At 64.4% G+C, this 7,742-nt stretch carries 5 protein-coding genes and 1 pseudogene; 2 read left to right on the top strand and 4 right to left on the bottom strand.

Annotated features, from left to right (window positions below; all coding sequences use genetic code 11):
• The 4 genes and pseudogenes from AC1DT2_RS11765 to tviB form a co-directional block, all read right to left on the bottom strand.
• Window positions 1–641, bottom strand: a pseudogene (locus AC1DT2_RS11765) (TIGR03013 family XrtA/PEP-CTERM system glycosyltransferase); the annotation flags it as partial.
• Window positions 642–790: 149 nt separating this feature from the next.
• Window positions 791–2,461, bottom strand: coding sequence for a GMC oxidoreductase (locus tag AC1DT2_RS11760; RefSeq protein ID WP_477296360.1), 1,671 nt, complete (start codon window positions 2,459–2,461; stop codon window positions 791–793).
• 61 nt (window positions 2,462–2,522) lie between these two features.
• Window positions 2,523–3,533 (bottom strand): NAD-dependent epimerase, encoded by a 1,011-nt coding sequence (locus AC1DT2_RS11755; protein ID WP_477296359.1) that lies wholly within the window; start codon window positions 3,531–3,533, stop codon window positions 2,523–2,525.
• 16 nt (window positions 3,534–3,549) lie between these two features.
• Complete coding sequence (tviB, locus tag AC1DT2_RS11750; RefSeq protein ID WP_477296361.1) at window positions 3,550–4,818, bottom strand: Vi polysaccharide biosynthesis UDP-N-acetylglucosamine C-6 dehydrogenase TviB; 1,269 nt, start codon at window positions 4,816–4,818, stop codon at window positions 3,550–3,552.
• Between the two features lie 328 nt (window positions 4,819–5,146).
• Here tviB and AC1DT2_RS11745 point away from each other — a divergent pair, with 328 nt between their 5' ends.
• Window positions 5,147–5,803 (top strand): response regulator, encoded by a 657-nt coding sequence (locus AC1DT2_RS11745; RefSeq protein WP_063571298.1) that lies wholly within the window; start codon window positions 5,147–5,149, stop codon window positions 5,801–5,803.
• A gap of 32 nt (window positions 5,804–5,835) precedes the next feature.
• Window positions 5,836–7,742, top strand: a 1,907-nt coding sequence (locus AC1DT2_RS11740; protein WP_477296358.1) for an ATP-binding protein, incomplete at its 3' end; no start/stop codon positions are given.

Here is a 7,742-nt window from a genome sequence, read left to right as displayed (position 1 = left end):
TCCACGCCGACCACGATCTCGTTGAGGTGTTCGCGACGCGCGAGTTGGGCCAAGGATTCATCGCGCGCCAGGAGAAGGTTCTCGGGCACCATGACGGTTTCGTTCGGGCCTTGCAGGTAGCCGATGAGGCAGAAGCCGCGACGGTCCGACCGACGGCGCATGCGGTTGTGGATCTGCGCGGCGCGTTGTCCCGCGCCTAGCACCGCCACGCGCCGCTTCAGCGACTCCATCTCTACCAGTCGCATGAACAGGCCGCGAAAGGCCGCCGTGGCGACGAAGGCGATGAGCAGTGCCATGCCGAGCACGCCGCGACCGACATAGGCCTGCGGAATCACGTAGTAGCCGACCACCAGGGCAAGACCGCCCAGCACGAAGGCGATGGCGTGGCGTGCGAGCTGGCCCCGCCAGCTCATGCGCAACGTGGAGCGGTATTCGCCGAGTGCCGCCATGCCCAGGAAGATCACCGCCGCGAACATCACCGCACGCGCGGTCAGTGTCTGTGTCGATGCGGCGAGGTCGTCGGGCGATGGGGCGAACCGGATATAGGTCGCGACGTTGAGCGAGGCGGCCAGCAACAGCAGTTCACAGGCACCCATCAGGATAAGCCAGCGAACGATCGGCTGTCTGAAAAGACGGATCATCGTGTTCCCCTCCGCACGTTGTCCGAACGTGTCGATACATGGAGGCTAGAAACCTGGGCACGTTCTGTCGATTGCACTTCCGGTCGTCGCACGGCTAGGCCAAACGGCCGCCTGATGCATCGGTGTATCGCCCCCCTGTAACACCAGCGTTACAGGCCGGACTCGGCGACGCTCAACAACACACGCAGTTGTTCCGCCAGACGAAGACTCAGCGCAATCAGAGTGAAGGTCGGGAATGCCCAACCACCGGTGGGGAACACCGAACTGCCGGCGACATGAAGATTGGCGACGCCGTGGACCTTGCCCTGGGTGTCGACGACGCCTTGTGTCGCGTCCTCGGCCATGCGCGTGGTGCCCATGTGGTGCGCCGTGCCGTGCACTTCCGAAGGCGCATCGACGTCGGTTGTCCATGCAGCGGCATCGAACCGTCCCGCGCAGGCCTGCGCCAGGCGATCGCCCGTCAATGCACCGAGTACGCGATGCGTATGCCGGTCGAGTTCGGTGAGGCGCCAGTCCACGCGGACACGGCGCAGGCCCAGTGCGTCGCGCGTGTCGTCGAGCGTGACACGGCTGTCGCGATTCGGGGCCTGCTCGAAGAAGCCGACGAGCTCCACGCGATCGCTGCCCACCGTGGGACGATCGCTCACTTTTGAAGCCACCGCGCGGATGACATCACCGATGTGCAGGCCGAGTCGCATCGCACTGATCGCAAGGTTCTGTGGCATGGCGATGGCTGCCGCACCGCCGGGCCCGTTCTGCAGGGCTGCTGAAAGGCGCGCTTCCAGCAAGGTGGCTTCATCGCGCGCCGGCGGGCGCAACGCGGCGCGTACATCGCGCAGGGCGCGGATGCCGCGGGGTACGTCACCCTCCACCGCGAACGGATGGACGCGCGCATTGAGGGTGTGGTGCTCGCGTTGGGCTGCCGGTGAAAGGCCGATTTCCGAGGCGACCGATGCGCGTATCTTGCCTATCGTGCGCTCGTAGGGCCGGGTGAGGCGGTCAGGGTGTTCCGACCGGATGCTGCCGATCGCACCGCTGGGATGGTCCATGAAGTAGCGGCCGACAAGGTCGCGATCGTTCCCCAATCCCTTCGGCGCCACACTGTCGGAGAGCAGCAGTATGCGCGCGTTTTCGATGCCGCCCGCGGCCAGTACGTAATGCCGCGCACGCACGTGCCCGCGCCGCCCGTCGAGCGAGCCGATCGTGGCGTCGGTTACCGTCGTCGCGTTCTCGCTCGCGCGCAGTTCCATCACGTTGGCATGYAGCAGCACGGTGACATTGGCCGCCTGGCCGAGGGCGTCGCGGTATGCGTCACCGAAGGTGATCGGGCTGCGCGCGAAGATGAAATTGACCATGGCCTCGGCGTCGAGATCGAGCGGGACTCGCGGCGTCGGCCCGTCGAACGTTCCGGGGCGAAACGCGTGTTCCGGATCGATCTGGCAGAACTCACGCGCCTTCGCGTACCACGGTGCGAGGTCGGCATAACGCAACGGCCAGCCGCTATCGGGCACCCAGTCGCGCGGCTCGAGATCGGTATTGGCCAGCGGGATGCAGCCACCACCCCAAAGCGTGCAGCTTCCCCCGAAGACGCGCATGCGCGAGGTGCCGGCGTCGAATGGGGTGCTCCCTGCGGAGCTTCCTTCGTAGAGCGACTGACTGCGATCCTCGCCAGTGAGGCCGCCACCTTCGATCAGGCAGACCGTGGTCRAGGTGCCGATGAAGGACCGTGCAATCGCGATGCCGGCAGGGCCCGCGCCAATGACACAGAGATCCGCCTGATAGTCGGCAGCGGCCGACCTGTCGAGGTAGTCGATGATCACGGGGTGTATCTCCCAGCGTCGTGAGTCGTGTGTTGTTGTTGTTCTTGTTGTGCGGCGAGTCCTACGCCCGGTAGTAACCCCGATACCAATCCACGAACTTGCCCACGCCCTCGCTGACGTCCACCTTGGGCAGATAGCCGGTGGCCTGGACCAGGGCGGAAACGTTGGCTTCGGTGTCGGGTACATCACCGGCCTGCAGGGGGAGCATTTCCATGCGTGCCGTTTTATTAAGGCATTTCTCGAGCACCCGGATGTACTGCATGAGCGCCACCGGCTTTTCGTTGCCGATGTTGTAGATACGGTAGGGCGCAACGCCGCTGGAGCCCGGATCGGGTCGGTCGCCCGACCAGTTCACATTCTTTTCGGGTATCTGGTCCAGCGTGCGCAATACGCCTTCGACGATGTCATCGACATAGGTGAAGCTGCGCTTGTGATGACCATGGTTGAACACCTGGATAGGTTCATCGGCAAGGATCGCCCTGGTGAACAGGAACAGCGCCATGTCCGGSCGGCCCCAGGGGCCGTAGACSGTGAAGAAGCGCAAGCCGGTGCAGGGCACGCCGTAGAGATGCGCGTAGCTGTGCGCCATCTGTTCGTTGGCTTTCTTCGAGGCGGCATAGAGCGTCAGTGGATGTTCGGTCGGCTGGTGCTCGGAGAAGGGCATACGCGTATCCGCGCCGTAAACCGAGCTGGTCGAGGCGAAGACCAGGTGCTCCACGCCGTGACGACGGCAGCCCTCGAGGACGTGCAGGAAGCCGGTGACATTGCTGGCGATGTAGACGTGCGGATTCTCCGCGGCATAACGCACGCCGGCCTGCGCCGCGAGGTTTACCACCCGTTGCGGCTTGTGCGTGACAAAGGCGTTTTCGACGGCGTCGCGGTCGGCGAGATCGGCGTGGATATGGGTATAGCCCGGCTGGTTGGCGAAACGCGCCAGCCGTGCCTTCTTCAGTTCCACGTCGTAGTAGTCCGACATGCTGTCGAAGCCGATCACTTCATCGCCGCGCTCGAGCAGGCGCATGGCAACGTGCGAACCGATGAAGCCAGCCGTGCCGGTGACGAGGACTTTCATGCTGGAGAGGCCGCGGTCAAAGCCGTCCGTCCACCGCATCGCGCGGCAGCACGTACTTGACGTCGTAGACCACGGAATCGGCCTWGCCGAAGGCGCGGATGCCTGTGGCGCCCAAGGCGACAAATTCGCGATGGCCCACGGCGACGACCACGGCGTCATAGGCGCCATGCGCCGGGTCGGCCATGGGCGTGATGCCGTATTCGTGCTCGGCCTCACTGGCACGCACCCAGGGGTCGTGCACGTCCACGCCGACGCCATAGGTGTCGAGGGCGTTGATGATGTCGACCACGCGGGTGTTGCGCAGGTCCGGGCAGTTTTCCTTGAAGGCCAGGCCGAGGATCAGGACCCGGGCGCGCACGGGATTGATCCCCTTGCGCACCATCAGCCGTACCACTTCCGAGGCAATGTACGTGCCCATGCCGTCGTTGGTGCGCCGGCCGGCGAGGATTACGTCGGGATGGTGGCCGACCTGCTGCGCCTTGTGGGTCAGGTAGTAAGGGTCGACGCTGATGCAGTGTCCGCCGACCAATCCGGGCCGGAAAGGCAGGAAATTCCACTTGGTGCCGGCGGCTTCGAGCACCTCGAGGGTGTCGATGCCCAGCTTGTTGAAGAGAATGGYGAGGTCGTTGACCAGGGCGATGTTGAGATCACGCTGGGTGTTCTCTATCACCTTGGCCGCCTCGGCTACCTTGAGCGAGCTGGCCCGATGCGTGCCTGCCGTGATCACCGAGCGGTACAGCGCGTCGACGAAGTCCGCCGTGGCCGGGGTCGATCCCGAGGTGACTTTGAGTATTCCCGTAACACGATGCGTCTTGTCGCCCGGGTTGATGCGTTCCGGACTGTAGCCGGCAAAGAAATCTTCGTTGAAGACGAGGCCGGAGAATTTCTCCAGGATGGGCACGCAGACCTCTTCGGTGCAGCCCGGATAAACCGTCGATTCATAGACCACGATGTCGCCGCGCTTGAGCACTTTGCCGAGGGTCTCACTCGCGCGCATCAGTGGCGTAAGGTCCGGCCGCCGAGCGTCGTCGATCGGCGTCGGCACGGTGACGATGTAGACATCGCACTCGGCCAGATCGTCGATTCCTGAGGAAAAACGCAACCGACGCGAGGCGACAAGCTCCTCGCCATCCACCTCCAGCGTGACGTCATGGCCGCGGCGGAGCTCTTCGATGCGACCGGAATTGATGTCGAATCCGAGGGTTGCGTACCGCTTGCCGAATTCGACGGCGAGCGGCAGGCCCACGTACCCCAATCCGACAATGCCGATGCGCACCGTGTCCAGCGAGAGTGTGACGGCTTCCCCCGCACGCTCGTACGGCTGGCCGTCGGCGACGGGTTCGCGCACGGCGGCGGTGCCGGCCGGTCTGCGGCTTACTGTATCCATGCCCGCGTCCTACCCCTTGTTGGTCGGGAATCCCCGTCTTGCGGGGCGATGAGAGGTTAGCAATCCACTGGTGGATTGCCTGTACGGCTTACGGAGGTAGCCGAATGGCCGATACGACATTCATGGAGCTACTGGCGTTTACAAGCCTCCATCGCCGATATATCGTTCATTCCGCTCCGCTTAAGAGGCAGGGCATATGACTACAAGGCAGCCCCCCGATCGACTCATGTCCGCGCGAACCTACACCGGCTCAGTGCGCGTGGCCTTGCTGGACGATCATGCGCTCGTCCTCAAAGGGCTCATTGCGCACCTTGAGAGAATCCCTTCGATCCTGATCGTCGGCAGCCACGGCAGCAGCCAGCCCTTCCGGGCGATGCTGGCGGCCATGCCCGTGGACGTCGCCCTGATCGACTACTCCCTGGCCATGGATGACATCGACGGTGTCGCGCTGATCAAGCTGCTTCGGGCGTCGCATCCGGCGTTGAAGATTCTCGTTGTCTCCGCTCACGGTTCGCGCCTGGTCATCAGCAGCCTCTTGCAGGCAGGTGCACACGGCTTCGTCGCGAAGAGCCAGGAGCTCGATGAGATTATTCGTGCCATCGACGCCGTGATGACCGAGCGGGAATACCTGCCACCGGGTATGGTCAGCGGATTGGCGGCTCATCCCATGGCTGACCTTTCACCTCGCGAATGGGAGGTCGTTCGCTGTGTGCTGGAAGGCCTGTCGGTGACGCAGATCGCCAACAAGTTCAACCGCAGCCTGAAGACGGTCAGCACCCAGAAGACGGCRGCCTACCGGAAGCTGGATATCCGAGCGGATAACGAACTGCATATGCTGCGCGCGTACCTGCTGGCATCGGACAGCGAGGTGCCGTCGAAGTGAGGCGATGGATCGCGTGTTTCCTGATCGGGTTCATGATGACCGCCGGTGCTGCAACGGATCCGCCGGATCCCGATCGCCAGCGCTGGGTCGCGCAGCATCCCGTGCTGCGTCTTGCGATCGACCCGCAGCAGGGCGCCGAGATTCGTGGTGGGGAAGCCAATCCCCTGGTCAGCCAGTACCTGGCGTTGGTCGCGGAACATACGGGCGTCCGTTTCGAGACGTTGCGCACCTCCTCGTGGGAGGAGTCCGTCAAAGCCTTCACCGAGCATCGCGTCGACCTGCTGCCTTCGACCAGTGACCGCATGGTCGTGGCCGACCTGGGCGACCGCGCCCTTCTTTCGGCACCGTTCTACGTGGGTCGGACCCTGATCGTGACCCGCACCGTCGGCCCGGCGAAGGTGGTGATGCGTGACCTGGACGGCCATACGGTCGCCTTCAAGGGCGGCGGTGCCTACGAGAGCTGGCTCAAGCGGGAACATCCACTGGTGACGCGTCTTCCGCTGGACGACATCCACGAGGTGCTTGCCGCGGTGGAAAGCGGTATCGCGGACGCTGCCGTGGGTATGGACGTCGCATACCACCCCATCGTGCGCCGCGACTACGCCTCCAGCCTGCGCGTCGCCGGCGATGTGCCCGACATGCCGGTGACTGTCAGGGTGGTCGTGCAGCGCGACGAACCGGAACTGATCGACATGCTCGACAGGGGCATGCGCCGCATCACCGCCGACGAGAACGAGGCGGTGATCGAGCGCTGGCTGGAGACGGCATACCTGCGCGCACCGACCCTGTCGCAGGTCGTGTCGGTGTACCAGGGAGAGATCGCGTTGGGTGGCTGCCTTGTCCTGGTGTTGATGTTCGCCTTGTGGCAGTTGCGCCGGGCGCAGCTCGCATCACAGCGTGGCGAGCAACAGAAGACCATGCTGCTCGCGGTGATGAGCCACGAGGTGCGCAATGCGGTCAATGCCGTCGTCTCATCGATCGACCTGATGGCCCGGCAGCCACTGGAGGGGCCGCAGCGAGACCTCATGGCGATAGCGCAGTCGAGTAGCCGCAATCTGCGCACGCTGCTGAAGAGCGCACTCGACTACACCCGATCCGAGGTGCAGGGCTTCACGCCCGATCTCGTGTCCTGCGATGCGTTGGCCGTGGCGCGGCAGGTCATCGAGTCGCAGCGCACGGCGATCGAGGCGAAGGATCTCCATATGCGCCTCGACCTCCCCATGGGGCCGCTGCCCTGGTTACTCCTCGACGAGACCCGGCTGCGCCAGGTCCTGGAGAACTTGCTCGCGAATGCCGTGAAGTACACGCAGCAAGGGCATGTGGGCATCGCACTTTGGCAAGGCACGGAAGAGACGGCCGACAGCGTGCGGCGGTTGGTCATCGAAGTCTTCGACACCGGTATCGGTGTGCCGGTCGACCGGCAGCGCGAGCTGTTCCGCGCGTTCGCCCAGTCGAATGGACCGCTCGATACACGGCTCGGCGGCACGGGCCTGGGCCTGGCGATCTGTCGCGATATCGTCACGCACCTGGGTGGACGGCTCGACCTCACCAGCGAAGTGGGCGTCGGCACGGCCGTGCGCATCGAATTGCCGACCAGTCTCGTGCCTGCCGTCACGACGGTTACCGACGACGACCCGCTCGATGTGGCGAAGGACGAGCCCTTCGGCACGGTGCTTCTGGTCGAGGATCACCCGGCGAATCGCCAGATCATCGCGGCGCAGCTCAAGTTCATCGGCTATGCGACGCATGCGGTGGATCACGGGCAGGCAGCGATCGACGTATTCGAGGCGGGACGCTACGTCGGCGTCTTGCTCGACTGTGAGCTACCTGACATGCAGGGATACGATATCGCCGCCGAGTTGCGCGCTCGCGAGCGGTCGGCTGGCGGGCCTCGCACACGGTTCATCGCCATCTCGGCCAATCACGGCGAGGCCCACAT

It is taken from the genome of Luteibacter sp. P4_E6 (genome assembly GCF_056401535.1).
This window is presented reverse-complemented; position numbering and strand designations above follow the sequence as displayed.